Source organism: Pseudoalteromonas luteoviolacea (assembly GCF_018100925.1).
Lineage (GTDB): Bacteria > Pseudomonadota > Gammaproteobacteria > Enterobacterales > Alteromonadaceae > Pseudoalteromonas > Pseudoalteromonas obscura.
Genome location: NZ_JAGJEH010000015.1, coordinates 71,788 through 93,387 on the forward strand (window position 1 = coordinate 71,788; position 21,600 = coordinate 93,387).

Below are 21,600 nucleotides of genomic sequence, written 5' to 3' on the forward strand. Positions count from 1 at the left end.
AGGTTGCTAATTATAAAAACAGGAATAAAAAATGAATATCAAATTAAAAACAACAAAGTTGAAATCGTTAACCAAAAACCATAACTCGCTTGGGAAAAATATGACACCTCATGTTGCTGGCGGTAGTAGTCGTCCAGGTGGCGGTGGCACGTATGTTCCTACCGCAGAGATCTCATGTGTAGAGTTTGAGTGCCATACATCGCCGGGCCCAGGTAGACCATGTGATATTACAGGCACTGTGGTAGACTACTAATCTAGTTCAGGTATGAGCTCTTAGTTGAGCTCATTTCTAAATCTCCTTGTTGTACCTCAATTTTCACTCCTCACCGGTTTTTATTTAACTTTGAACGCAGTTTAAAATGAAGTTGGTCTTCCACTTAAGTACCATATGATCACAGGTTGAGATTTTGTCAGGTATAAATCGCGTTTATTACCTCCCTGTAAGTCGCATTATTTTTTGAAGCTTAAATAAAAAAGAGTGTACTGTTGCAGTAGTAATTACATGTCAGTAATAAAAGCTAAGTATTCTTAATCAATACCGCGTGAAAGGAGAGAGTGAGTTTTAGACTTTGCTTGAGAGTGTCTTTTATTCTATTTTATGTCGGCTGTAATCAAAGAGATATTTCATTATTAATATTTGGTTCTCTTTTTTTGTTTTGATTAATTTTAGGTGGATTAAGTTGTTGTTTTTTAGGGTTTGAAGTTTTTGTTTAGGTGCTGTATTACGATATTTATTTTTAATAAAAATATTTATTAATTATCTTCTTTTGATTGTTTTTTGTGGTTTTATTTTCTTTTTTTGATATTTTTTAAAGTGTTTAAGTAAAACGAAAAAAGGAATAAAAATGAATATTAAGCTCAAGAAAACAAAACTAAAATCACTAACAAAAAACAGCGATTCAATTTCACAGGATATGACACCACAGATCGCCGGCGGCATACAATATAGTCACCACTGCGACTCTTTTGGCTGCAATACGGCAAAACGACCTGCAGGAAGATGTGTAATCACTGGTACAGATCCTGAAACAGGTAGCCAGTTCTGCTAATACCATTAAAGTATTACATTTGTAGGGAGTGTACTTAAAGTACGCTCCCACTTTTCTACTTATAATTGTTATTTTTACCTTATCTATCTGTATTTAAATATAAAGTTATTTTCTTACTCCATTCTGTAGCGCTTTCATCAGCACCTTCTTTGCTGCAATTTAAAATAAAGTAATTACTCAAACGTAGTGGTATTTATCACAAAACAAAACTTGCAAGGTGGTTGTTTTTTTACTAATCGTTAAAGAAGTCATGCAGTTTGGGCAATAAAAGGCCTATTGACAGTCATCCAATAATAAAAACCCTTCAAGACTAAAAATATAAGGGCTCGGAGACGTCACATGAATCTTGCTAAATTACAGCTGTTCAATTTTTTAAGCCTTATTCTGGTTAGCTTCAGTTCTGTAGCCAGTGATTACAACATGCGTCAGGGTGTGACTGATGTGAGTAATGAGGTGTATGAACTGCACATGACAATTTTTTTAATTTGTTGTGTGATTGGAGTGATTGTTTTTTCGGTGATGTTTTGGGCTCTAATACATCACCGTAAATCCAAAGGAGCGCAACCAGCTCAGTTTCACGAAAGCACCAAAGTAGAAATAATTTGGACGGCAATTCCGTTTGTCATACTGGTCGTGATGGCCATTCCAGCGACCAAAACGCTGATAGCCATGGAAGATACCAGTAAATCTGATCTAACAATCAAAGTAACGGGCTCTCAATGGAAGTGGCACTATGAATATATGGGTCATGACGTTGATTTTTTCTCAGTCCTCTCTACCCCCAAAGATCAAATTGCAAACCTACAAGCAAAAGATGAGCATTATTTACTGGAAGTTGATAAGCCCTTGGTGATCCCTACAGATCGCAAAGTAAGGTTTTTATTGACCTCTGATGATGTTATCCACTCATGGTGGGTGCCTGATTTTGCGGTGAAAAAAGACGCCAATCCAGGGTTTATAAATGAAGCTTGGACCCGTGTAAACGAACAAGGTATTTATCGCGGTCAGTGTGCTGAGCTGTGCGGAAAAGATCATGGTTTTATGCCAGTTGTCGTGGAAGCTCGATCCCCGGAAGACTTCGATGTTTGGTTAGCGGATGCCAAGCAAGCAAAAGCTGATGCAATGCAAGCCGAAGCTGCGTCAGTAGGGGCAACCTTGTCTAAAGATGAACTCATGGCCACAGGTGAAAAGGTTTATATGGCATATTGCGCTGCATGCCATCAACCAACGGGGCTTGGCTTACCCGGCGTGTTCCCTGCCATGAAAGGCAGTGCAGTGGTTAATGGGGAACTCAAAGCTCATATCGACATTTTAGTAAATGGTCGACCTGGTACTGCGATGCAAGCGTTTGGAAAGCAACTTACATTAACTGAGATTGCTGGAGTTATTACCTTTAAACGAAATAGTTGGGGTAATGATACCCAGGAGGTAGTTCAGCCTGGACAAATTCAGGCCTTCATTGATGGTACAAAGGAGAAAGAGTAATGTCGACTACCGCACAAGAACAAGCTGTACCGCATGAACACAATCACGGTGCTCCCTCTGGGCTGAAGCGTTGGATTTTTACAACTAATCATAAAGATATCGGATCTTTGTATTTGCTGTTTTCACTGTTGATGTTTTTAACTGGCGGAGCGATGGCTATGGTCATTCGCGCAGAGTTATTTCAACCAGGAATGCAGCTTGTTGACCCCCACTTTTTTAATCAAATGACCACGGTTCATGGTTTGATAATGGTGTTTGGTGCGGTTATGCCTGCATTTACCGGCTTGGCAAACTGGATGATCCCTATGATGATAGGCGCACCAGATATGGCATTGCCCAGAATGAACAACTGGAGTTTTTGGATCCTGCCATTTGCCTTTGCTATTTTACTGGCTTCACTTTTTATGGAAGGTGGCGGCCCGGCATTTGGGTGGACGTTTTATGCTCCACTATCGACAACCTACAGTAATGACAACACTGCTTTATTCGTTTTTGCAGTCCACATTATGGGGATTAGTTCCATTATGGGGGCTATCAATGTCATAGTCACCATTGTTAACTTGCGTGCGCCAGGCATGACGTGGATGAAACTCCCGCTATTCGTATGGACCTGGTTGATAACGGCATTCCTACTTATTGCGGTGATGCCAGTGTTAGCAGGTGCTGTGACTATGGTATTGACCGACAAGTATTTTGGTACCAGCTTTTTTGACGCCGCTGGAGGTGGTGATCCGGTGATGTTTCAACATATTTTTTGGTTTTTTGGTCATCCAGAAGTGTACATCATGATCCTGCCTGCATTTGGTATCATTTCTACCATAGTGCCAACATTTTCTCGTAAAAAGCTCTTCGGCTATGCCTCTATGGTTTACGCGACTTCATCAATCGCATTGCTCTCATTTGTGGTGTGGGCACACCATATGTTTACCACAGGTATGCCCTTGGCAGGCGAGTTATTTTTTATGTATGCAACCATGCTGATCTCTGTGCCTACTGGCGTGAAGGTTTTTAACTGGGTAGCGACTATGTGGCGAGGGGCGATAAGTTTTGAGATCCCCATGATGTTTGCAATTGCTTTTATTGTGTTATTTACGCTGGGTGGCTTTTCAGGCCTGATGTTAGCCATAACGCCTGCTGACTTTCAGTATCACGATACATATTTTGTGGTGGCTCACTTCCACTATGTATTGGTCACAGGCGCGGTGTTCTCGATAATGGCTGCTGCCTATTATTGGTTGCCAAAGTGGACTGGCAACATGTATAGCGAGACACTCGCTCAGTGGCACTTTTGGTTATCTCTAGTAAGTGTCAATGTGCTGTTTTTCCCTATGCATTTTGTCGGTTTAGCTGGAATGCCGAGAAGAATTCCCGATTATGCACTGCAGTTTGCTGATTTCAACGCCATCATCAGTATTGGTGGCTTTGCATTTGGACTATCTCAATTGTTGTTTGTGGCCGTCGTATTTAAGTGTATTGCTGGCGGTAAAGCTGTTGCCAACAAAGTGTGGGATGGTGCTGAGGGGCTCGAGTGGCAAGTTGCTTCGCCAGCGCCCTATCATACGTTTTCAACACCGCCGAAGGTAGATTAAATGCACACCGCTCTGTTACGAAAGCTGATACTCGCGGTACTTGGGATGTTTGCGTTTGCATTTGCATTAGTGCCGTTATATGACGTTTTTTGTGACATAACTGGATTGAACGGCAAAGTAGATTTGGTTGTCGCTCAACAAAGTGAGACGGTAGATGATTCTCGGCAGGTCGAAGTCAGCTTTACAACTCACTCAAAAAGTAGTGCGCCATTTAGTGTCAAAGCTCAACAATATTCTGTGAGTGTACAGCCCGGCAAGCTGTCTGAAGTGCAATTTGTGGCACACAACCTTAGTGATAAAGCAAGGGTGATGCAGGCAATACCGTCGGTTTCGCCAGGTCAGGCTGCTAAGTATCTTCATAAGTTGGCATGTTTTTGTTTTGATCAGCAGCCACTGGCGGCGAATCAGTCAATGGAATTCACATTGCGATTTTACGTAGATACTGAATTACCAGCGGACGTACAAGAGCTTACCCTTTCTTACACGCTATATGATGTAACAGACACAACAGCGAGCAACTTAAATCAAGTGCCCGGTTTGAAGGTGGAACAGTATATTTCGACTAAGCATAGTATTATGCGAGGACCTCAAAATGGATAAAAGTTACCAAACTTATTATGTGCCAGAGCAAAGCCCATGGCCAATTATAGGTGCCGTTGCCATGTTTTTAATTGCCGTGGGTGCGGGGCTTACAGTGATGCAATTAGAGAAAGAGAGTAGTTCAGGCGCTTGGGTTTTATTTTCCGGAATTGTGGCTTTGATTGCCATGATAGTCGGTTGGTTTAGGCATGTTATTGATGAGTCTATGAGTGGTTTATATTCAGCGCAAATGGATAGATCATTCCGCCAAGGTATGGGGTGGTTTATTTTTTCCGAAGTCATGTTTTTCGCTGCATTTTTTGGTGCTTTGTTTTATGTCAGAATGTTCGCTGTACCTTGGTTGGGAGGGAGTAGTAATAACCTGATGACCAACGAAGTATTATGGCCCCAATTTGAAGCTGTATGGCCGTTACTAGTAACGCCAAGTGGTGATGTAACACAAGCTATGCCGTGGCACGGGTTGCCGCTGACTAATACCATTATTCTTCTTACCTCATCTGTTACCTTGCATTTCGCACATACAGCAATCGAACGCGATGAACGCCAAAAGCTTAAAGCCTTTCTCGGACTAACCATATTACTCGGGTTAGTCTTTTTAGGCTTTCAAGTTGAAGAGTATGTGCATGCGTATATGGAGCTGGGATTAAAATTAGACTCAGGAATTTACGGAAATACTTTCTTTATGTTAACCGGGTTTCACGGCATGCATGTAACGCTTGGGGCACTCATGCTACTTGTTGTCTGGCTCAGGGTTATGAAAGGACATCTAGATTCTAATCAACATTTTGCGTTTCAGGCTGCTGCTTGGTATTGGCACTTTGTTGATGTTGTGTGGTTGTGCCTATTCGTATTTGTGTATGTGTTGTAGTTATAGGTTGAGGGTTAAAATTGATAAAGCCGATTTGACTCGAAAGTGTGATGCATAAAATTACGATGAGAGAATATAGCACACGCTTCCCAAGCAATTGGGACATGTTTTTAGATTTATCAGCGCCTTGAAGCATAACGATTAAGGCATGAAAAAGATGAAAAAGAACAACTAAAAGTAATGCTGTAATAATCCATTTTATGAGCATGAAGGAGTCTGCCATCAGTGTATTTAATAAAAAGACTAGTACAGTTCTGGTGATTTTGGCAGTGATTGTGGTGATGTTAGTATGCTTCAGGTTGTCATATTGGCAATGGCAAAGAGCCACAAACAAGCAAGCACTCTTAGCACAACTAACAGAGCGGTCTCAAAACCAGAAGACCCTATTCAGTCAAGATCCCGATTCACTGCAAGGTGTTAAAGCGGTATTGACGGGAAAGCTAGACCAAAAACACTGGTGGCTACTGGATAATCAAATTGTGAGCGGTCAGGTTGGTTATGACCTAATTGCAATATTTGATGCAGACGATAGTGCCGAACGTTTTGTCATTAACCTAGGGTTTGTACCAGCTGGAAAAAACCGTTCTCACCTGCCGGAAATTGCGCTTCCTAGCGGCAAACTACAGGTCAATGCACAGTTTAAAATCGGTAATTGGTCGGGCTTTACGCTGGCCGAATATCCCAACCAAAGTGCGCACCACAGCAATGTATTACAGTACTTGGAGCACACATTTTTTAGTCGAGAACTAGAGGCTAATATTTCACCACTGCTACTGATCGCGGATCAGGCCGTTATTGAAGGTATCACTCCTCATTACGAGGCGGTTGTAATGAGTCCAGAAAAACACCGAGCTTATGCTCTGCAATGGTTATTGATCGGATTATCTGCGGGAGTCATAGCGCTTTTTGCGTCCAAAAGAGAATCGGGGAAGCTAAAATATGAATAAAACACTGTGGTTATTTATTGGATGTTTTCTGTTGCCTGTAATTATGGCTTTTACAGTACTTAAACTCGATTTTAGGCCCTCTTCAACAACCAATAATGGCAATTTTCTTGAGCATGAAATTTGGTTGCCTATTCAGCAAGACGACAAGTTATGGACCATTGTATTAAATCTGCCAAGTGGTTGTGCATCAGCCTGTGCAGTCCAAAAAAGCAATGCGCAAAATCTGCACGTCGCGCTTGGAAAGAATCGCAGCAAAGTGTCTATTGTCATGGTGGGTACGGACGAACTTGCCATTGAACAAAGTGTGCAAGAGAAGCTAACTCCGGCGTCATTTTATCTTGTAAATAAGCAGGGTCTGGTTGTACTGGAATATCTTTACAAGCCCGATCCAGAAGCGAACAGGTTAGTCCTAAAAGGGCTATTAAAGGATATGAAAAAACTCTTAAATTACGCTCGTTCACAGTAAGGAGGCGGTATGTCTAATGTACTTCAACGTACTATTACATTTGCTTGTATGCTGGCGATTTGTGTGGTTGTGCTAGGCGCATACACTCGCTTGAGTAATGCAGGGTTAGGATGTCCTGACTGGCCAGGGTGTTATGGCTTTTTAACTGTACCTAACGAGGTGCACGAAATTACAGCTGCCCAACAAAAATATCCTAGCAGTACAATTGAACCGCGCAAAGCTTGGATTGAGATGATACACAGATACTTTGCGGGTTGCCTTGCATTGGTTGTGCTACTGTTGTTCTTTGTAATTGTCCGCTCTAAGCAAAAACATGCACCTAAAATATTGGCGGGTGCATTATTAATGATGATCGCCATTCAAGCGCTGCTTGGTATGTGGACTGTGACAATGAACTTACAACCTTTCGTGGTTATGGGGCATTTGCTCGGTGGCTTTACTGTGTTGTCGCTGTTGACGTTATTATATTTAAGGTGGTCACCGCCAGTGGTTGAGTATGAAAATCACGCAGCACTGTGTTTTAAAGCTGGCATAATATGTACGTGTATCTTGGTGTTGCAAATAGCACTGGGCGGATGGTTGGCGGCAAATTATGCAGCTCCTCATTGCACCGGCCTACCGTTATGTTCAAATAGTGAATTGTTTTCTTGGCAAAGCCTATTGAGACTGCCAGAAAAATCAAGTACCTACGAATATGGAGTTTTGCCTTTTGACACGCGGTTGTCGATACATTTAATGCATCGAATTTGGGCAAGCGTTACTTTATTGTCAATTGTTGCGATGGCAGTACTGGTTCACATTAAAATATCTCAGCCGATAATTCGCAAAGGAGCTAATCAAGTGCTGGCTTTGGTTTTGCTTCAAGTTTTCATTGGTGGCGTGATTGTTTATTTTAAGTTTCCTATCCTTTTAACTCTGTTTCATAACTTTATGGCTGCTTTGTTACTTTTAGCTTTGCTTCGAACGTGCTTTTTGCTTTCTAGAGCCCGGCAGGTGTGGATATGAATATAGGGTTGAGTAAATATACATATGTTTTTGACAGCCTGTCGCGTGCCGGGATGGCTTACCTGAACATTTGTAAGCCAAAAGTGGTGTTAATGCTTGTACTGACTGCATGGGTTGGAATTGTATTGGCTCCAGACTCACAGCGAAGTAGTTGGTTTCAGCTAGGGAGCTTAATTGGTATCGGCTTGGTATCTGCCGCAGCGGCTGCCATAAATCATATTTTGGATCGTGCACGAGATAAAAAGATGGCACGAACTCGGCACCGACCTCTAGTACAAAATCAATTAAGTGTGCAGCAAGCCTATATTTTTGCGTTTACGATTGGCATATTTGGTGTATGCATGTTGCTTTTGTTTAGCAATTGGCTGTGCGCCTTATTAACGGTGATGGCGTTATTTGGGTATGCGGTAGTGTATACCGTGTTCCTCAAGCATTCGACACCACAAAATATCGTGATTGGTGGTTTAGCGGGAGCGATGCCGCCACTGTTAGGATGGGTGAGTGAAACTCAAGTATTAAGTGCCGAACCTTGGTTGTTAGTGATGATTATCTTTACTTGGACACCTCCACACTTTTGGGCTTTGGCGATAGCACGAAAAAACGACTACAAACGTGCAAACGTGCCTATGCTGCCTGTGACTCACGGCACTCAATTTTCCAAACTCTGTATGTGTGTATATGCGGTACTACTTGCATTAGTATGTATTTTACCTTATTTAATCGGTATGTCTGGTGTATTTTACTTGGCTGTAGCGTGTATTTTAAATATACGATTTTTACAAAAAGTGATGATTTTATATTTTGAATCAAACTCAGAGTCAGCAATGCAAGTTTTTCATTTTTCCATCAGTTATTTGTTGCTACTCTTTGGTTCATTATTTATTGATAAGTTAGTAACCTAATGCGCTTAATATTACTGTTTCTTATATCCACTGTATTATTGTCATGTAAACAGCCTGAGAATGTTTCAGATTTTACTGTGCGATATCCTGATCCCAAGCAGTTAAAGCCATTTGAATTAGTTGATCAGAATAATAATATAGTGACAAATGAGGCATTACTTGGACGATGGAACTTCCTGTTTCTTGGTTATACAAGTTGTCCAGATGTCTGTCCAATGACACTCGCAAAGTTGGCACAAATAAACAGTAAGATCAGCAGTATAGAGAAGGCGCAAATCTGGTTTGTTTCAGTTGATCCGCAACGAGATACCCAGCAAAAAAGAAAGGATTATATAGGGTATTTTGATGAGCGGTTTTTAGCAGTAACCAATAAACATAAGCAACTTTTTCCTTTTGTGAGAGACATAGGTTTAATTTATGCTATTAATGACGGAACAGATGAAGATTACTATGTTGACCATAGTGCTTCAATAGCACTCATTAATCCTTTCGGAGAATTAAGCGCTATCTTTAAACCTGAGTTCTTAAAAGGCGAGGTTCCAACCGTAAATACACAACATATCATTGAAGATTTTAAAATTATCTCACAATCCTACTAATAACCCTGCAAAGTGCTGTACCGACGTCTAAGTTAATAATATTTTTATTTCTTTTGCTCAGAATTTTGGCAATTTCATCATCAACGTCTAATCTAATCTTATCTACAATTTTTACAGGGAATGTGCCAAGCGCATGATTAAACTTCCTTCTGAGTTAGCCATCAATAAAGTTGAAGAACTCTATCAGATGTTTGTTCAAGAACTAGAAACAGGGCAACCAATCTGTATCGATATCAATGATGTTTGTAAAGTTGATACCGCTTCAATTCAAATGCTGTGCGCATTGCAAAAACGCTTAATGAATTTTGATCAGCAGATAACTTGGCATGGTGATAGCCCTATTTTGTTTGAGTCTGTAGAACAACTTGGTTTAACCGAAATTTTATCCTTTAGCAGTAAGATTTAAGAGGTCAATATGAAAAAGATTTTAGCTGTGGATGATTCTGCTTCAATGCGACAAATGGTTGGGTTCACTCTTAAAAAAGCAGGGTTTGACGTCACAGAAGCAAAGGACGGTAGCGAGGCATTAAGCTTGGCGAAACAGCAGGGGTTTGACGCTGTAATTTCTGATGTAAACATGCCCGTTATGGATGGGATAACCTTGATTAGGGAATTGCGTAGCTTACCCAACTATAAATTTACGCCGCTTTTAATGCTGACCACCGAATCAGGGCTTGATAAAAAAAGCGAAGGTAAGGCCGCAGGTGCAACAGGCTGGATTGTAAAGCCTTTTAATCCAGATCAATTGTTAGCTGTATTGAAGAAAGTCATCCGCTAGTACCAACGAGGTATAAGCATGAGCATAGATTTAAGCCAGTTTTTTGATGTGTTCTTTGAAGAAAGTTTTGAAGGTCTGGATGCGATGGAGGCTGAGCTTCTAAATCTTGAACCAGGAACTGAAGATTCAGAGACCATTAACACGATATTTAGAGCTGCCCACTCGATCAAAGGCGGCAGTGGCACATTTGGTTTTGTGTCTGTTTCAGACTTTACTCATGTACTGGAAACACTCCTTGACCAAATTCGAGACGGACAGCGTGTCCTTACCGCTGAGCATGTGAACTTACTTTTAAAGTCCGTCGATTGTGTAAGAGGGTTGCTCAGCGCATTGCAAGCGGAAGAAGAGCCTGATTTAAGTGAATCAAATGAGCTCAAGGCACGTTTTGAAGCAATACTGGGTGATGAGTCACCAGAGGTTGTCGAAGCTGAGCATAGCGAAACCGTCAGTGAGGCATTGCAAAGTACAACCTACCAAATTGATTTCAAGCCTGAATCTCATCTGTTTAAAACCGGGAATGAGCCGCTCTATATGTTCTCTGAACTTGCCGAATTAGGCGAGTTAGAGGTCAATGTATTTCACGATGGTCTTCCTGAGTTTTTAGAGTTTGACCCTGAAGATTGTTTTTTGCACTGGCGCTTTTTCCTGACGACAACCAGAGAAGAGCAAGCAATTTCTGAAATCTTCGAGTGGGTCGAAGATGATGCGGAAATAAAAATTGAAGCGTGCGGAGGGTTGTTTGAAGATGAAAGTCCGACTGTGCAACAGGCGTCAGTACCAGAGCCTTCGGTATCTTCTAATGCTGATAACCTAGAAACTGTTCAACAACCTCCTGCACAAAGTGAAAATGCGACCAACAATGAACAAAACCAGCAGGCGGAAGAGAGTCTTGCTGCGGTGCAGAAAAAAGTTGAGTCGGTGAAAAGCAATAAAGCTGAAAGCAGAAAATCCACAGATTCAGCCGCGACTTCTATTCGTGTTGGTATTGATAAAGTAGATTCTTTGATCAACATGGTTGGTGAGCTGGTGATAACGCAAGCGATGCTGAGCCAAATTGGCGATCAGGATATCACTGAATCCAGTATTGCTGCACTTCAGGAAGGGCTCACTCAGTTGGCGCACAATACCCGTGACTTGCAAGAAAATGTGATGCGGATCAGGATGCTGCCAATTAGCTTTGTATTTAGTCGCTTCCCAAGGCTAGTAAGAGATACGTCTCAAAAGCTAAAGAAACAAGTTGAGCTTAAACTGGTCGGTGAGCAAACAGAGCTCGATAAAACCGTGATGGAAAAACTCTCCGATCCTATGGTTCACCTAGTGAGAAACTCATTAGATCACGGTTTAGAAACACCGGAAGAGCGTATCGCCAATGGTAAAAACCCTGTGGGTACAGTGACGCTAAACGCTTTTCATCAAGGCGGTAATATCGTTATTGAAATAATGGATGATGGCAAAGGGCTGGATACTGAAAAAATCCGCAGTAAGGCAATTGCGAATGGTTTAATTAACGAGTCAGACGAATTAAGTGCTGAAGAAATCAATGAACTTATATTTATGCCAGGGTTTTCAACGGCGGATAGCGTAAGTGATATTTCCGGCCGAGGAGTTGGAATGGATGTTGTGCGACGCAATATTCAAGCGCTCAATGGTTCGGTAGAGGTCACGTCAAAACAAGGCGTTGGCTCGACTTTTACAATAAGGCTGCCACTTACACTCGCTATTCTAGACGGTCAGTTGGTACAAGTTGCAACGCACACTTATATCATTCCACTTATCTCAATAGTTGAATCGCTCCAAATTGACATTACGAAAGTCAGTAAGGTTGGCAAAGGTTTAGAAGTTCTGCGCTTAAGAGATGAATATATTCCGATACTGAGATTGTATGACATTTTTAGCCATCAGGGCGCGCGTGAAGAGCTGGACAAAACGCTATTGGTCGTAGTTGAGAGCGACAATTATAAAATAGGCTTACTAGTTGACGATCTACTTGCACAACAACAAGTGGTTATCAAAAGCTTAGAGGCGAACTATCAGAAAGTTGACGGCATTTCTGGAGCGACGATATTAGGTGATGGGACAGTATCGCTCATCATTGATATCAGTGGACTCATCAAACTGAGTGGCTTGCGCAGGCCAGGTTCAACTGAGTTATTAGTTGATTTGAAAGGTGAGGAGGCTGAACCAGCATGATTGATCAAGTTGAAGTGAATCAGCAGCTTATGTTTGATGGAGAATCTGACGAAAAGCAGTTTTTAACTTTCATGATGCACGATGAAGAGTACGGTATGGATATTTTAGCCGTGCAAGAAATTCGTGGGTGGGAGCCTGTCACCACCATTCCAAACTCTCCTAATTTTGTCAGAGGCGCGATGAATCTACGCGGCACAATTGTACCAATTATCGACTTGCGGATGCGCTTTGGCATTAATGCAATTGAATATGGGCCGTTGACGGTTGTGATCGTGGTGTCAGTAAAGATTAAGGAACAGCAGAAAATTATGGGACTAGTCGTGGACGCGGTATCAGATGTCTATAGCATTGCAGAGGAAAAGGCCAAAGATGTGCCAGATTTCCAAGATTCAGATAATGCATATTTTGTTCACGGACTAGTGAATGTAGGTCAAAAAATGGTTGTGCTTTTAAATCTAGAAAAAGTTTTAGATTTGAGTGATAAAAGTGGTCTCAAAGGCTAATTGGGGGTCGAAATGAGCGAACAGAGTATCCAAAGCAGTATTAATAACAAGATCTTAGTAACTGGGGTGATTCTGGTTATTAGTGTCATTGTTGGTGCTCAGCTAGGGCAAGCTGAATCAGAGCAAATACGAATGATGTCATTTTTAGTTCCGCTTTTGGGTATTGCGGCTGCTTTAGTATTTTTAAAAAATGGTTTATCTCCCATTACTGGACAGCTGGTGGCTGTTTATGCCGCGATGCCATTGTTGAAGGTGGGTAATCGCGCACAGTTTGAGCAGTTGGACCTGTCAGGTTTCCCCCAATTGCATAGGGTGTTATCGAATGTAGATGTCGATGTGCGAGAAGAGGAGCATGAAGACGATCACACTGAAAGTTTGTTGCTGGCACTGAAAGGCTGTCAGGCAAACATTATGGTTGCAGACAGTGAGCTAAATATTGTCTATATGAATGACTCCGTAACCGTCATGCTGAGACAAAACGAACACCAATTGAGAAAAGAGTTACCTAACTTTAATGTTGCAACCACGATCGGCACAAATATAGACATGTTTCATGCCAATCCCAGTCATCAAAGAAACCTGTTAGCGAGTTTGAGAGATGTGTACAAAACACAAATCACAGTTGCCGGGCTGACATTTGATTTAATTGCAACACCTGTGTTTGATAAAAACAATGAACGTATTGCCACGTTAGTTGAGTGGAAAGACTTGACAGAGCAGCTAGCCATTGAACAGAAACAAAAAAATGAAGCTGCGAAAAATGCACGGATATCTAGTGCTTTAAATGTGTGCCAAGCGAATGTCATGTTAGCAGATGATGACTGCAATATCGTATATGGTAATGAGTCAGTCATGAGTATGTTGAGAAAAAACCAAGCGCAACTACAAACGGCATTGCCACGCTTTAATGTGGATACATTAATGGGGCAAAACATTGACATATTTCATGCCAACCCGAGTCATCAAAGGAATTTGCTGAGTAATTTGACGGACACCTACAAGACAGATATCGAAGTTGCCGGTTTTACCTTTGGCTTAATTGCGACACCAGTACAAGATGAAAATGGCAACCGTCTGGGCACGGTTGTTGAGTGGGAAGACAAGACTGAGAGGTTGGTACAAGAGCGTGAAGCGCAAAAAGCGGCAAACGAAAATCTACGTGTACGTCGCGCATTGGACAACGTTGCAACCAATACCATGATTGCGGATGGTCATTTCAATATTGTATATATGAACGAGTCAGTGACATCCATGATGAAAAATGCTGAGCGGGATATTCGACAAGATCTCCCCAACTTTGATAGTAATAAACTGATGGGCGCCAATATTGATGTCTTCCATAAGAACCCTGCGCATCAGCGCAATATGGTCAGTCACTTAACTGATACCTATAAAACAGAGATCCAAGTAGGCGGGCGTACATTTGGTTTAGTTGCTAACCCTATTTTGGCATCAGATGGTGAGCGTATTGGTACTGTGGTCGAATGGGAAGACCGGACAGATGAAGTGGCGATCGAATCGGAAGTCAATGAGCTAGTCGAATCAGCGCGTGAAGGTAATTTGGCCGTTCGCCTCAATGAAAATGATAAACAAGGGTTCTACCTTCGCTTAGCCCAAGGGCTAAACGGTTTGGTTTCCCTGGTAGATGATGCGGTATCAGACACCGTAAACATGTTAGATGCACTGGCTAACGGGGACTTAACTCAAAGGATCAATGCAGACTATAAAGGCGCGTTTGACAAACTTAAACAAGACGCGAATACGACGGCGGATAAATTAACAGAAGTGTTGAATCGAATCAGTTCTTCTGCCGCTATGGTGGCCAGTGGCGCTGAAGAGATCTCCCAAGGTAATGCGGACTTGAGTCAGCGTACAGAAGAACAAGCGTCATCTCTAGAAGAAACAGCGTCAAGTATGGAAGAAATGACCAGCACGGTAAGACAGAATGCGGATAACGCCAAAGTTGCCAATGAGCTTGCGGCAGAAACAAGTGAAAAAGCGGTAACAGGTGGTGAAGTGGTTAACAGAGCCGTCTCAAGTATGTCAGAGATCAATGAATCTAGTAAAAAGATCGCAGATATTATCAGCGTCATTGACGAAATTGCGTTTCAAACTAATCTACTTGCATTAAACGCCGCGGTGGAGGCTGCAAGAGCTGGGGAGCAAGGGCGAGGGTTTGCAGTTGTAGCAGGTGAAGTTAGGAATCTAGCACAACGTTCAGCAGGTGCTGCGAAGGAAATTAAGGACTTGATTAGAGACAGTGTTGGCAAAGTTGAAGATGGCACCTTATTAGTGAATGAATCAGGCGCAACGTTAAAAGAAATTGTTGCCGCTGTAAAACGTGTGACAGAAATGATATCTGATATTGCTGAAGCATCCGAAGAGCAAAGCTCTGGTATTGAGCAGGTCAATAAAGCCGTTGCCCAAATGGATGAGATGACGCAGCAAAATGCGGCGTTGGTGGAACAGGCTTCTGCAGCTGGGGAGTCAATGGCTGAGCAAGCTAATGATATGAGAAGGCTATTAAACTTCTTTAATGTTGGCGACTCAAATACAGATAGCCTGCCAGCGTCGGTCAGCAGCTTGCCAACCAAGCGGTTGAATACACCTCAACAGCCAGTGAGTAATGCAGGAAGCATGCAGTTGAATAATAGCACGCCTGCGAAAGTCACCTCTAACCTGTCGCAAAGATCTACAGAACCTGCAAACCGCTTTGCAGATGATTCCGAAGAGTGGGAAGAGTTTTAACCACAAGTTTGTAGAGGCCCTCTGAGCTGAGGGCCTCTGAGCTGAGGGCCTCTTCTTACAAAAAGCACCAGCTAACTTTTTGGTTATTAATTGAACTATTTGAGCGTTGAGAGCGTATGAAAGAGTTTCAGTTTACAGACACTGATTTTCAGAAAGTCTCTGAAAAGGTATATAGCGCATGTGGCATTGTGCTCGGGCCACATAAACGAGAGATGGTGTATTCGCGTCTTGCTAGACGGATAAGAGCAAATGGGCTGAAAAATTTTGAGGACTATTTAACATTCTTAGACAACAGTAGTGATCAAGAGTTTAGCCACTTTATTAATGCAATTACGACGAATTTAACCTCGTTTTTTCGAGAATCGCATCATTTTGAATACTTAAAAAGCGACTTAATTCCACGTATTAAGCAGGATAATAGATTGTCTAAAAGAGCACGTTTTTGGTCTGCTGGATGTTCGACAGGTGAGGAGCCATACAGTATTGCAATGACTGTGAAAGATGAGTTTCCAAGTGACTGGGACGTGAAGGTCTTAGCGACTGATTTGGACTCCAATGTTCTCTCAAAAGCGGCGGAAGGCATTTATAGCAGCCAGTCAGTGACGGGCTTAGATGAAAATCACTTGAGAAAGTGGTTTTTGAAAAGCAGTGATGGTAGTCAATACCGTGTTAAAGAACAATTGAAGAGTCTCATTTATTTTAAGCGTCTGAACTTGCTCGAACCTTGGCCAATGAAAGGCCCGTTTGATTTGATATTTTGTCGAAATGTGTTGATTTATTTTGATAAAGAGACAAAAGACAGTCTATTTGATGGATACCATCGCATGTTAGAGCCGTCACATGGACATTTATTTATAGGCCACTCAGAAACAATGAGTAAAGAGCGCAGAGACTTTAAAAATTTGGGCAAAACTATGTATAAGAGGGTGGATGTAACATGAGCCACTTTAGGCCTGTAATAAATGGCTTTGAACATGTAAAACGGTTTTGGGATGCGGGGCGAAGTAAGGTTGTAGCTAAGGTCTTACCGGGCGAATTTTACGTGTCGAAAAATGATGAGTTAATCTCGACGGTATTGGGGTCTTGTATTGCAGCCTGTGTGTACGACGAAAAGCTGGGGATCGGTGGCATGAATCACTTTATGTTGCCGGGTGCTCAGAAGATGACAAATGTGACGAATGTTCATTCAGATGACTTTAATTGCCGCTACGGAAACTGGGCGATGGAGTTTTTGATAAACGAAGTTTTAAAAAATGGTGCCAGTCGTAACAACCTCAAAGTAAAGCTATTTGGTGGTGGAAAAATAATTAGTGCGATGACAGATATCGGAGTGGGCAACATCCGTTTTGCAAGAGCTTATGTTGAAGAAGAGCACTTAGAATTGGTATCACATGATGTGGGGGGGCCTTGGCCCAGAAAGGTGGTATTTCATCCTCAGTCGGGTTCTGCGAAGGTAAAAAAACTGCGGCAGGTACACAATGACACGATTGAAAAACGTGAGGTTAAATACTTACATGATATCGAGGCGCAAGATGCACAAACCGATATCGAGTTATTTTAGAGTAATTAGCAATGATAAAGGTTTTGATAGTAGACGACTCACCTTTGCTTAGGGCTGTTTTGAAAGCGGTATTAGAGGAAGCAGGAGATATTGAGGTTGTGGGGGCAGCTAAAGATCCCTATGAAGCGAGAGATATGATTAAGGCGCTACAGCCTGATGTGCTTACCCTTGATATTGAGATGCCAAAAATGAACGGGTTAAGTTTTTTAAAGAACTTAATGAGGTTGCGACCAATGCCCGTCGTTATGTTATCAACGTTGACCCAAAAAGGGTCGCCAGAGACCCTTGAAGCGTTAGAAGCGGGGGCTGTCGACTTTATTGCCAAACCTATGTCTAATGTCGCGGAGCAATTGGAAGCATATGCAGATGTACTGTACCAAAAAATTCGCACGGCAAGTCGAGCGAGAGTAAGGGCCTTTAAACCTGACAAGCAGCAAAACGCAGCGCAAGCGATGCCCAGTGATGCACGTTTTCAAAGTTTGAGTGTTTTGGCAATAGGCGCTTCAACTGGCGGAACTGAAGCGCTGAGAGAGGTACTAACCAAGTTACCGTCAAATAGCCCTCCTGTTGTGATTACACAGCATATTCCACCTGTTTTTAGTACTTCATTTGCGCAACGTATGGATAGGTGCTGCACCGTGAATGTGAAAGAAGCAGAAGAAGGAGATGAGCTCGGTGCGGGCAAGGTATTTATTGCCCCGGGAGATAAACACCTACTGGTCGTACAAAAAGGGTCTAAATTGGTGTGTCAGCTGAGCGATAGCGATAAGGTCAATCGTCATAAACCTGCTGTAGATGTATTATTTGACTCCTTACTACCAGTCGCGAGTTATGTGCATGCAGCGTTGCTAACTGGGATGGGGTCTGACGGCGCACAGGGGCTACTGAGATTAAAAGAGGCTGGGGCAAACACATTTGCTCAAGACGAAGCCTCATGTGTTGTGTGGGGAATGCCTCGCGCAGCGGTTGAACTCAATGCCGCAAATAAAGTGGTGTCTTTAGATGCAATGGCCAAGGCTCTATTACACTCCGCGAGTCGCTAAAGATTAGTTTATCTGTATTACCCAAGGCTGTGAAAACCAGTGAAAGCGGCCTTTATGTGTTTTTGAAGGCGCTGTGCAATTGTATCTAGAACGACCTTTCGGTAAACGCTCTGGACTAGTTACAGCCACTTGGTTTTCTGAGTGCCAGTTTAATTCTGCGCGGCCAACTCCTGATACGAAACAAGCCAATTGATGTTTACTAAAGTCCATATTTTTGAATGTTATTGTAACTGAAGGACGGCGCTCTTTGGTCACTGAATTGTTATAGGCTAATTGGTCAATCTCGAATGGGAGAGAATCAATTTTAACTTTCAGCGTTTTTAAATTACTGTAAATGCCAGAGGCTGGAAAACGAGGAATTCGCGTAAAATCAGTTGTTGGACCAACTGCACCTGAATGCTGGCCAATACCTATTAAGCCAAGTTGTTGCACAAGTGATTGCAGTGCTGAGTCAAACTCGCCATAGGGGTACGCAATGTAGGGGTAATTGTGCCCGATTTCAGCATTAATACGTTGTTGTGACCAAGTTAAATCATGACTTATGCGCTTGGTCCATTGCTCCTCAGATTCACCAGGTTGACGTAAATGCAAATAGTCGTGTTGGGCGCTGTGATTTGCTATCAGTGCGCCGCGTTTTGACAGAGTTCTTAATTCATCCCATGTCATGACATAACTTTTGCCTTCATCAATCAATTTAGGGTTGACGAAAATCGTGTAGGGAAAGTTAAATTTTTCGAGAAGCGGGGCAGCCGCTTCTATATTGTTGTCATATCCATCGTCAAAAGTAATTGCAACGGTACCTAGCGGGAGTTGCTTCCCCTGTTTAAGATGATTGAGGAATTCATCTAGCGCAATGACGTTATAATTGCCCTTTTTTAAATGCTCTAAATGAGATTTAAAGGTATCCTCACTGACGCTGGTAACAGGCGGCAGTTTCTCACTGACATGATGATATTGTAAGATAGTCGCACTGTGCGCTTGCACACTTGCTAAACCAACAAATAGAACTAAATTATGAAGCTTTTTCATTACCTGCGTACACCTTATCATATTCCACTACTTACTCTCGCAGCGCCGATGATTTTATCAAATATTTCGGTACCACTGTTAGGATTAGTTGATACTGCTGTGATTGGCCATTTAAGTCATGCTCACTACTTGGCGGGCATCGCGCTTGGCTCGGGCAGTATTGCGTTGTTATTTTGGCTTGCCAGCTTTTTGCGTATGAGTACAACAGGGGAAATAGCACAAGCTTATGGCGAGAAAAATCAAGCTCGTTCATACCAATCTTTGTTGGCAAGTATGGCTATCGCACTGCTATTTGCTCTGTCGCTCATTGGATTATCGCCATTTTTACTTGAGGTGATTGAGCGGTTAGCCAACCCTAGCAGCGATGTTATGGAACAAGCCTCGCTCTATTTTTCGATCCGTATATACAGTGCGCCTGCGGCAATGATGAATTTGGTCTTGCTGGGTTTTATGTTGGGTTTGCAGTATGGCAAGGGGCCTTTCTATATTGTGCTGTTTACTAACCTTGTCAACATTGTTTTGGATTTATTGTTTGTTATTGGTTTTGAATGGGGAGTAGCAGGTGCTGCATGGGCGTCTGTTATCGCAGACTATAGCGCATTGGTGCTTGCTGTGTGGTTAACCAGCTCGCTACTGAAAAAGAAAGGATGGGTATTTTTGTGGTTAAGACCGAGCCGCCAACATCTTATTCATTTATTGACGCTGAATAAAGATATCTTTATTCGTTCATTGGTATTGCAATTGTGTTTTAGCTTTATGACATTTTATGGTGCGCGTTTAGGCGATAATACGCTTGCTGCAAACGCGGTATTGCTTAACTTTCTAATGCTGGTGAGCTTTGCAATGGATGGCATTGCATATGCGGTTGAGGCAAAAGTCGGGCAGGCTAAAGGTGAAAAAGATGCCGAAAAATTAAAAGCATGGGTTGCTGTGAGCACATTGTGGGGGAGTGTTTTTGCAGTACTTTATTGTCTTGTGTTTGCTGTTTTTGGACCAGCGATCATTGGCATGCTAACCAGTATTCCAAGTGTTGTAGAGACGGCATTAGTTTACTTACCTTGGCTTGTAGTATTACCTTTAATCGCGATGAGCTGCTTTTTATTCGATGGTGTGTTTGTTGGATTAACAAGGGCAAGAGAAATGCGTAACAGCATGATATTTTCTGCTTCGCTTGGCTTTTTCTTGCCCGTTTATTTGCTGCTGGATCATGGCAATCATGCGCTATGGTTTGCGATGACGTGCTTCATGGCTCTGCGAGGAATTACTTTGATTTACCGTTATCGAAAGCTTGACGTGCAGAACGCCTTGCTGAAATAACTTGTGAAAAGCGGTTTGCAAAAATCCCTAAATAGCCATACCCAGCGATCCCTAATGCTGGAAATAAAACGGCAAGCCCAGCATAGCGCCAACTTGGGTCATGGTAATAGCTCAATGCGAACAATCCCATTGCGAGCACAAATATACCAATACCAGTAAAAAAGAACTTGAGACTGCGCTTGGGGTTGGACCCCAAGCGGTAGATAAACTGCGTTAACATACTGAATAGGTTAGTAGTATGAGTGGTCGCCACGTGCGTGCTCTGTTATATCGCGCACACCTGTGATTTCGTCAAACTTTGCAACCATTTCTTTTTCAATGCCCTCTTTTAAAGTGACATCGATCATTGAGCAACCGTTACAACCGCCACCAAATTGCAATACGGCGATGCCTTCAGCTGTGATCTCTACGAGGCTCACTTGACCGCCGTGATTGGCAAGCTGTGGATTAACATCAGTGACTAACATGTGTTCAACGCGCTCAGCCAAGCTTGCGTCATCTTTCAGCTTTTTCGCTTTAGCATTTGGTGCTTTTAATGTGAGTTGACTGCCCATTTTGTCGGTAACAAAATCGATTTCTGCTTCTTCTAGAAAAGGCGCACTTTCTTCATCGACGATGGCGTCAAATCCGTTGAAGTTAAAGCGTATATCGCTTTGCTCAACAGCATCTGCTGGACAGTAAGATACACCACATTCAGCTTGTGCTGTTCCTGGGTTTACAACAAATACGCGGATACTCGTGCCATCAGCTTGATCGCTGAGCAGTTTGGCAAAATGTGTTTGGGCTGATTCTGAAATTGTGATCATAATCTGGCTATACTTGACTAATTTACTCGGTTACTCCCTATGATACTCCCCTCGTCCGGTTGTAGCTAGTGTTGGACGTAAAAATTTGCGGTGAATTGGATCAACTTGTTAGCTT

At 42.4% G+C, this 21,600-nt stretch carries 24 protein-coding genes; 20 read left to right on the plus strand and 4 right to left on the minus strand.

The window, feature by feature from the left end; translation table 11 throughout:
* Window positions 1-31: 31 nt before the first annotated feature.
* The 6 genes from J8M00_RS24485 to J8M00_RS24510 all read left to right on the plus strand — a co-directional run bounded on the left by J8M00_RS24485 (window position 32) and on the right by J8M00_RS24510 (window position 5,591).
* Window positions 32-253 carry a hypothetical protein gene (locus tag J8M00_RS24485; RefSeq protein ID WP_211013026.1) on the plus strand — a complete coding sequence of 74 codons (222 nt, stop codon included), beginning with the start codon at window positions 32-34 and terminating at the stop codon, window positions 251-253.
* A gap of 592 nt (window positions 254-845) precedes the next feature.
* Complete coding sequence (locus J8M00_RS24490; protein WP_211013027.1) at window positions 846-1,049, plus strand: hypothetical protein; 204 nt, start codon at window positions 846-848, stop codon at window positions 1,047-1,049.
* A gap of 339 nt (window positions 1,050-1,388) precedes the next feature.
* Entirely contained in the window at window positions 1,389-2,534 is a 1,146-nt protein-coding gene (gene coxB / locus J8M00_RS24495) for a cytochrome c oxidase subunit II (RefSeq protein WP_211013028.1), read from the plus strand.
* The gene (ctaD, locus tag J8M00_RS24500; protein ID WP_023400691.1) at window positions 2,534-4,123 is read left to right on the plus strand and encodes a cytochrome c oxidase subunit I; all 1,590 of its coding nucleotides are present in this window, start codon (window positions 2,534-2,536) and stop codon (window positions 4,121-4,123) included. The genes coxB and ctaD overlap by 1 nt, the downstream gene beginning before the upstream one ends.
* Window positions 4,124-4,723, plus strand: coding sequence for a cytochrome c oxidase assembly protein (locus J8M00_RS24505; protein WP_211013029.1), 600 nt, complete (start codon window positions 4,124-4,126; stop codon window positions 4,721-4,723).
* The gene (locus J8M00_RS24510; protein ID WP_211013030.1) at window positions 4,716-5,591 is read left to right on the plus strand and encodes a cytochrome c oxidase subunit 3; all 876 of its coding nucleotides are present in this window, start codon (window positions 4,716-4,718) and stop codon (window positions 5,589-5,591) included. Before J8M00_RS24505 ends, J8M00_RS24510 begins: the two co-directional genes overlap by 8 nt.
* Here J8M00_RS24510 and J8M00_RS24515 read toward each other — a convergent pair.
* Window positions 5,497-5,814, minus strand: a complete 318-nt coding sequence (locus J8M00_RS24515) for a DUF2909 family protein (protein WP_348772569.1) — start codon at window positions 5,812-5,814, stop codon at window positions 5,497-5,499. The genes J8M00_RS24510 and J8M00_RS24515 overlap by 95 nt on opposite strands.
* Here J8M00_RS24515 and J8M00_RS24520 point away from each other — a divergent pair.
* The 13 genes from J8M00_RS24520 (at window position 5,792) to J8M00_RS24580 (ending at window position 18,333) form a co-directional block, all read left to right on the plus strand.
* A complete protein-coding gene (locus J8M00_RS24520) occupies window positions 5,792-6,538 on the plus strand; it encodes an SURF1 family protein (protein ID WP_211013032.1) in 747 nt (248 codons plus the stop codon). The genes J8M00_RS24515 and J8M00_RS24520 overlap by 23 nt on opposite strands.
* Window positions 6,531-7,004, plus strand: coding sequence for a transmembrane cytochrome oxidase associated protein (locus J8M00_RS24525; RefSeq protein ID WP_211013033.1), 474 nt, complete (start codon window positions 6,531-6,533; stop codon window positions 7,002-7,004). Before J8M00_RS24520 ends, J8M00_RS24525 begins: the two co-directional genes overlap by 8 nt.
* Before the next feature lie 9 nt (window positions 7,005-7,013).
* The gene (locus tag J8M00_RS24530; RefSeq protein ID WP_211013034.1) at window positions 7,014-8,009 is read left to right on the plus strand and encodes a COX15/CtaA family protein; all 996 of its coding nucleotides are present in this window, start codon (window positions 7,014-7,016) and stop codon (window positions 8,007-8,009) included.
* Window positions 8,006-8,911, plus strand: coding sequence for a heme o synthase (gene cyoE / locus J8M00_RS24535; protein ID WP_211013035.1), 906 nt, complete (start codon window positions 8,006-8,008; stop codon window positions 8,909-8,911). Before J8M00_RS24530 ends, cyoE begins: the two co-directional genes overlap by 4 nt.
* On the plus strand, window positions 8,911-9,510 hold the full coding sequence (locus J8M00_RS24540; protein ID WP_211013036.1) for an SCO family protein: 600 nt from the start codon (window positions 8,911-8,913) through the stop codon (window positions 9,508-9,510). Before cyoE ends, J8M00_RS24540 begins: the two co-directional genes overlap by 1 nt.
* 133 nt (window positions 9,511-9,643) lie before the next feature.
* Window positions 9,644-9,916: an STAS domain-containing protein gene (locus J8M00_RS24545; RefSeq protein WP_023400683.1), complete on the plus strand. Its 273-nt coding sequence runs from the start codon at window positions 9,644-9,646 to the stop codon at window positions 9,914-9,916.
* Between the two features lie 9 nt (window positions 9,917-9,925).
* A complete protein-coding gene (locus J8M00_RS24550; protein ID WP_023400682.1) occupies window positions 9,926-10,288 on the plus strand; it encodes a response regulator in 363 nt (120 codons plus the stop codon).
* A gap of 18 nt (window positions 10,289-10,306) precedes the next feature.
* The gene (locus J8M00_RS24555) at window positions 10,307-12,478 is read left to right on the plus strand and encodes a chemotaxis protein CheA (protein WP_211013037.1); all 2,172 of its coding nucleotides are present in this window, start codon (window positions 10,307-10,309) and stop codon (window positions 12,476-12,478) included.
* Window positions 12,475-12,981, plus strand: a complete 507-nt coding sequence (locus J8M00_RS24560; RefSeq protein ID WP_023400680.1) for a chemotaxis protein CheW — start codon at window positions 12,475-12,477, stop codon at window positions 12,979-12,981. Before J8M00_RS24555 ends, J8M00_RS24560 begins: the two co-directional genes overlap by 4 nt.
* Window positions 12,982-12,993: 12 nt before the next feature.
* The gene (locus J8M00_RS24565; protein WP_211013038.1) at window positions 12,994-15,729 is read left to right on the plus strand and encodes a methyl-accepting chemotaxis protein; all 2,736 of its coding nucleotides are present in this window, start codon (window positions 12,994-12,996) and stop codon (window positions 15,727-15,729) included.
* Window positions 15,730-15,845: 116 nt separating this feature from the next.
* A complete protein-coding gene (locus J8M00_RS24570; protein ID WP_211013039.1) occupies window positions 15,846-16,670 on the plus strand; it encodes a CheR family methyltransferase in 825 nt (274 codons plus the stop codon).
* Complete coding sequence (cheD, locus tag J8M00_RS24575; protein WP_211013040.1) at window positions 16,667-17,290, plus strand: chemoreceptor glutamine deamidase CheD; 624 nt, start codon at window positions 16,667-16,669, stop codon at window positions 17,288-17,290. Before J8M00_RS24570 ends, cheD begins: the two co-directional genes overlap by 4 nt.
* 11 nt (window positions 17,291-17,301) lie before the next feature.
* Window positions 17,302-18,333: a protein-glutamate methylesterase/protein-glutamine glutaminase gene (locus J8M00_RS24580; protein ID WP_211013041.1), complete on the plus strand. Its 1,032-nt coding sequence runs from the start codon at window positions 17,302-17,304 to the stop codon at window positions 18,331-18,333.
* A gap of 3 nt (window positions 18,334-18,336) precedes the next feature.
* On the opposite strand, the gene J8M00_RS24585 is transcribed toward J8M00_RS24580, so the two are convergent.
* Window positions 18,337-19,362, minus strand: a complete 1,026-nt coding sequence (locus tag J8M00_RS24585; RefSeq protein WP_432652290.1) for a polysaccharide deacetylase family protein — start codon at window positions 19,360-19,362, stop codon at window positions 18,337-18,339.
* On the opposite strand from J8M00_RS24585, the gene dinF reads away from it, so the two are divergent.
* Window positions 19,348-20,679, plus strand: a complete 1,332-nt coding sequence (gene dinF, locus J8M00_RS24590; protein ID WP_211013043.1) for an MATE family efflux transporter DinF — start codon at window positions 19,348-19,350, stop codon at window positions 20,677-20,679. The genes J8M00_RS24585 and dinF overlap by 15 nt on opposite strands.
* Here dinF and J8M00_RS24595 read toward each other — a convergent pair.
* Together J8M00_RS24595 and nfuA are read right to left on the minus strand one after the other, a co-directional pair.
* Window positions 20,624-20,899: a hypothetical protein gene (locus tag J8M00_RS24595; RefSeq protein WP_211013073.1), complete on the minus strand. Its 276-nt coding sequence runs from the start codon at window positions 20,897-20,899 to the stop codon at window positions 20,624-20,626. The genes dinF and J8M00_RS24595 overlap by 56 nt on opposite strands.
* Before the next feature lie 10 nt (window positions 20,900-20,909).
* Entirely contained in the window at window positions 20,910-21,485 is a 576-nt protein-coding gene (gene nfuA / locus J8M00_RS24600; protein WP_211013044.1) for a Fe-S biogenesis protein NfuA, read from the minus strand.
* Window positions 21,486-21,600 lie beyond the last annotated feature (115 nt).

Coding starts and splice junctions, on each gene's coding strand:
- J8M00_RS24570 (WP_211013039.1), top strand. CDS start 15,846: ATGAAAGAGTTTCAGTTTACAGACACTGATTTTCAGAAAGTCTCTGAA.
- nfuA (WP_211013044.1), bottom strand. CDS start 21,485: ATGATCACAATTTCAGAATCAGCCCAAACACATTTTGCCAAACTGCTC.
- cheD (WP_211013040.1), top strand. CDS start 16,667: ATGAGCCACTTTAGGCCTGTAATAAATGGCTTTGAACATGTAAAACGG.
- J8M00_RS24520 (WP_211013032.1), top strand. CDS start 5,792: ATGAGCATGAAGGAGTCTGCCATCAGTGTATTTAATAAAAAGACTAGT.
- J8M00_RS24560 (WP_023400680.1), top strand. CDS start 12,475: ATGATTGATCAAGTTGAAGTGAATCAGCAGCTTATGTTTGATGGAGAA.
- J8M00_RS24485 (WP_211013026.1), top strand. CDS start 32: ATGAATATCAAATTAAAAACAACAAAGTTGAAATCGTTAACCAAAAAC.
- J8M00_RS24545 (WP_023400683.1), top strand. CDS start 9,644: ATGATTAAACTTCCTTCTGAGTTAGCCATCAATAAAGTTGAAGAACTC.
- J8M00_RS24595 (WP_211013073.1), bottom strand. CDS start 20,899: ATGTTAACGCAGTTTATCTACCGCTTGGGGTCCAACCCCAAGCGCAGT.
- J8M00_RS24505 (WP_211013029.1), top strand. CDS start 4,124: ATGCACACCGCTCTGTTACGAAAGCTGATACTCGCGGTACTTGGGATG.
- coxB (WP_211013028.1), top strand. CDS start 1,389: ATGAATCTTGCTAAATTACAGCTGTTCAATTTTTTAAGCCTTATTCTG.
- J8M00_RS24555 (WP_211013037.1), top strand. CDS start 10,307: ATGAGCATAGATTTAAGCCAGTTTTTTGATGTGTTCTTTGAAGAAAGT.
- J8M00_RS24510 (WP_211013030.1), top strand. CDS start 4,716: ATGGATAAAAGTTACCAAACTTATTATGTGCCAGAGCAAAGCCCATGG.
- J8M00_RS24515 (WP_348772569.1), bottom strand. CDS start 5,814: ATGGCAGACTCCTTCATGCTCATAAAATGGATTATTACAGCATTACTT.
- J8M00_RS24550 (WP_023400682.1), top strand. CDS start 9,926: ATGAAAAAGATTTTAGCTGTGGATGATTCTGCTTCAATGCGACAAATG.
- J8M00_RS24580 (WP_211013041.1), top strand. CDS start 17,302: ATGATAAAGGTTTTGATAGTAGACGACTCACCTTTGCTTAGGGCTGTT.
- J8M00_RS24540 (WP_211013036.1), top strand. CDS start 8,911: ATGCGCTTAATATTACTGTTTCTTATATCCACTGTATTATTGTCATGT.
- cyoE (WP_211013035.1), top strand. CDS start 8,006: ATGAATATAGGGTTGAGTAAATATACATATGTTTTTGACAGCCTGTCG.
- J8M00_RS24525 (WP_211013033.1), top strand. CDS start 6,531: ATGAATAAAACACTGTGGTTATTTATTGGATGTTTTCTGTTGCCTGTA.
- J8M00_RS24565 (WP_211013038.1), top strand. CDS start 12,994: ATGAGCGAACAGAGTATCCAAAGCAGTATTAATAACAAGATCTTAGTA.
- J8M00_RS24585 (WP_432652290.1), bottom strand. CDS start 19,362: ATGAAAAAGCTTCATAATTTAGTTCTATTTGTTGGTTTAGCAAGTGTG.
- ctaD (WP_023400691.1), top strand. CDS start 2,534: ATGTCGACTACCGCACAAGAACAAGCTGTACCGCATGAACACAATCAC.
- J8M00_RS24530 (WP_211013034.1), top strand. CDS start 7,014: ATGTCTAATGTACTTCAACGTACTATTACATTTGCTTGTATGCTGGCG.
- dinF (WP_211013043.1), top strand. CDS start 19,348: ATGAAGCTTTTTCATTACCTGCGTACACCTTATCATATTCCACTACTT.
- J8M00_RS24490 (WP_211013027.1), top strand. CDS start 846: ATGAATATTAAGCTCAAGAAAACAAAACTAAAATCACTAACAAAAAAC.